We start from the raw sequence: 2,712 nt of genomic DNA, 5'->3' as shown, positions 1-2,712 counted from the left end.
CTACCGGCGGCCCCGCTCGGACGGGCAAGGGGGCGGGCCCACACCTTCCGGCGCCGGGTGTGGCCCGGCTCGCCATAGGGCGGGCGCGGCGCGCGGTCCTAGCCTCGCGCAGCGAAGGCCGGGCCCACCCGGCCGGCACCCGCACCCGCACGTCCCGGAGGTACCCCACCGTGCGCCCACCCCTGCTCCGACGGCTCGGCCGTCTCCTCGTCTCCGCGCTGCTCGCGGCGACCGCCGGCACCTTCGCGCTCTCGCCCTCGGCCTCGGCCGCGGGCGGCCTGACGCAGGTCACCGGTTTCGGCTCCAACCCCGGCAACCTCGCGATGTACACGTACGTGCCCGACGGCCTGCCGGGGAACGCCCCGGTCGTCGTCGCGATGCACGGGTGCGCCCAGTCCGCGAACGACTACTACGCCAACTCCGGCTGGACGACGATGGCCGACCGCTACAAGTTCGCGGTCGTCTTCCCGCAGACGAGCGCGGCGAACAACTCGCTCTCCTGCTTCACCTGGTTCGATCCGGCCGACACCGGTCGCGGCAAGGGCGAGGTGGCGTCGGTCGTGAGCATGGTGGACAAGGCCGCGCAGCTCTACGGCTCGGACCGCTCGCGCGTGTACGTGACGGGCCTGTCCGCGGGCGGCGGCATGACCGCGAACCTGCTCGCCGCCTACCCGGACGTGTTCGCGGGCGGAGCGGTCGACTCGGGGCTGCCCGCGCAGTGCGCCACGAGCCAGACGGGCGCGTCGAGTTGCCAGTACGGGAGCCTGAACCTGACGCCCGCGCAGTGGGGCGACAAGGTGCGCGCGCAGAACCCGGGCTATGCGGGTCCGTGGCCGCGCGTCGCGATCTGGCAGGGCACGTCGGACTACACGGTCTACCCGGTCAACGCGACCGAGCTGCGGGACCAGTGGACGAACGTGTGGGGCCTGTCGCAGACGCCCTCGTCGACCAGCACCCTCCCGGGCGGCACCACGCTGACCAGCTACGACGACGCGAGCGGCGAGCCGGCCGTGCAGCTCTACCAGATCTCGGGCATGGGCCACGGGCTCGCGGTCCACCCCGGGACGGGCGAGACGCAGTGCGGCAAGAGCGCCGCGTACTTCCTCGACACGATCTGCTCCAGCTACTACACGTCCCACTTCTGGGGCCTCGACGGAGCGGGCACGGGACCGGGCGAGCCGGGCGAGGGCGACGGCCTGCCCGCCCCGGCCGGTCTCAAGGCCGGTACGGCGACGGCGACTTCGGTCCCGCTGAGCTGGTCCGCCGTCGCGGGCGCGGCCTCCTACCACGTCTACCGGGGCAGCACCCGGGTGGGTACGCCGAGCGGGACGAGCTTCACCGACTCGTCCCTGACGGCGGGGACTTCGTACACGTGGACGGTCGCCGCGGTCGACAACGCCGGTAAGGAGGGCGCGCGTTCGGCCCCCGTGACCGCGAGCACGACGGGGGGCGGCACCCCCGCCACGTGCGTCACGGCGAACAACTACGCCCACGTGGCGGCGGGCCGCGCCCACGTGAGCGGCGGCTACGCCTACACCAACGGCGGGAACCAGAACATGGGCCTCTACAACGTCTTCGTCACGCACACGCTGCGGCAGACGGGCCCGGACTCCTGGGAGCTCGCGGACGGGGCCTGCTGACGCGCCACGCGCCCGGCACGGCCCGGAGCGCCGCCCCCGGCATGCCCGCCAGGGATGCCGGGGGCGGCGCTCCGTGTCCTGGTGGAAGCCGGCACCGTCCGGCCGGCCGCGGGGGCGCCGACGCGCGGGCCGGGCACGACCGGCGCACGTGTCCGGGGCGCCCGACGGGTATGTCCCCCGTATGAACGAGAGCCAGGACGGCGCGCGGCCGTTGTTGCTGATCGATGTGGACGGGCCGCTGAACCCGTACCGGGCGCGGTGGGCGCGGCGGTACGGGTACACGAGCCACCGGATGTGGCCCTCGGTGTGGTCGGCGCGGCACGCGGAGGGCTCGCGGGCCCTGCGGCGCGGCCTGCGGGTGCGGTTGCGCGCGGCGGACGGGCCGCGCCTGCTCGCGCTCCCGTACACCCCTGTGTGGGCGACGACGTGGGCGCACGAGGCGAACGAGATGATCGCGCCTGCCCTCGGGATCGGGGAGCCGCTTCCCGTCATCGAGTGGCCACGGCTCTTCGAGGCCGATCCCGAGGGGCTGTACTGGAAGACGCGGTACGTCGTCGCGTGGGCGGCGGGCCGGCCCTTCGCGTGGATCGACGACATGGTCACCGCTCTCGACGTCCGCTACGTCGCCGAGACGCACGGCCCGCACGCGCTGCTGCTGCGCGTCGACCCGCGCACGGGCCTCCGCGAGACGCACTGGGAGCGGCTGCGGGAGTGGGCGGGGACGGTGGCCTGAGGGCCGGGACGCGGATCTGAGGGGGCGGCCCGACACGTACGGCCGCCGCCGCGCCGGTCGCGCGCGCCCGTACGCCGGTGCGCTGTCGGTGTCAGTGGGGTGCGGCACCATCGACGGCGGGGCTCGGTGACGGCGTACGGGAGAAGGGGCGGCGCGATGGCGCGGGAGCTGACGGCGGCGCAGCGGCGGGTGATCGGGGCGGCGGAGCCGGTGACGGGGCGGTTGCGCGGGTCCGGGGCGGTGCTCGACCGCCTCGTGAAGCTGGGGCTCGCCTTCCGCCACCCGCGCCCGCCGCACGACTTCTTCCTGACCCCGGCGGGGCAGCGCGCCCGCACCGCG

General features: G+C 75.1%; 2 protein-coding genes and 1 pseudogene. All 3 read left to right on the top strand.

The features are described from left to right. The first annotated feature begins 170 nt into the window (after positions 1–170). Positions 171–1,640 carry a PHB depolymerase family esterase gene (locus G3I42_RS04070; protein ID WP_164282468.1) on the top strand — a complete coding sequence of 490 codons (1,470 nt, stop codon included), beginning with the start codon at positions 171–173 and terminating at the stop codon, positions 1,638–1,640. A gap of 181 nt (positions 1,641–1,821) precedes the next feature. Beyond that, positions 1,822–2,373, top strand: a complete 552-nt coding sequence (locus G3I42_RS04065) for a hypothetical protein (protein ID WP_164282467.1) — start codon at positions 1,822–1,824, stop codon at positions 2,371–2,373. A 156-nt stretch (positions 2,374–2,529) separates the two neighbouring features. After that, positions 2,530–2,712: pseudogene (locus G3I42_RS04060) on the top strand (hypothetical protein); the annotation flags it as partial.

Source organism: Streptomyces sp. SID11385, from assembly GCF_010548245.1.
Lineage (GTDB): Bacteria > Actinomycetota > Actinomycetes > Streptomycetales > Streptomycetaceae > Streptomyces.
Note: the sequence above shows the minus strand (reverse complement) of the source record. Positions and strands in the feature narration are given on the sequence as shown.

Excerpts from the sequence above, each read along its gene's own strand:
- G3I42_RS04065 (WP_164282467.1), top strand. The coding sequence starts at position 1,822 with ATGAACGAGAGCCAGGACGGCGCGCGGCCGTTGTTGCTGATCGATGTG.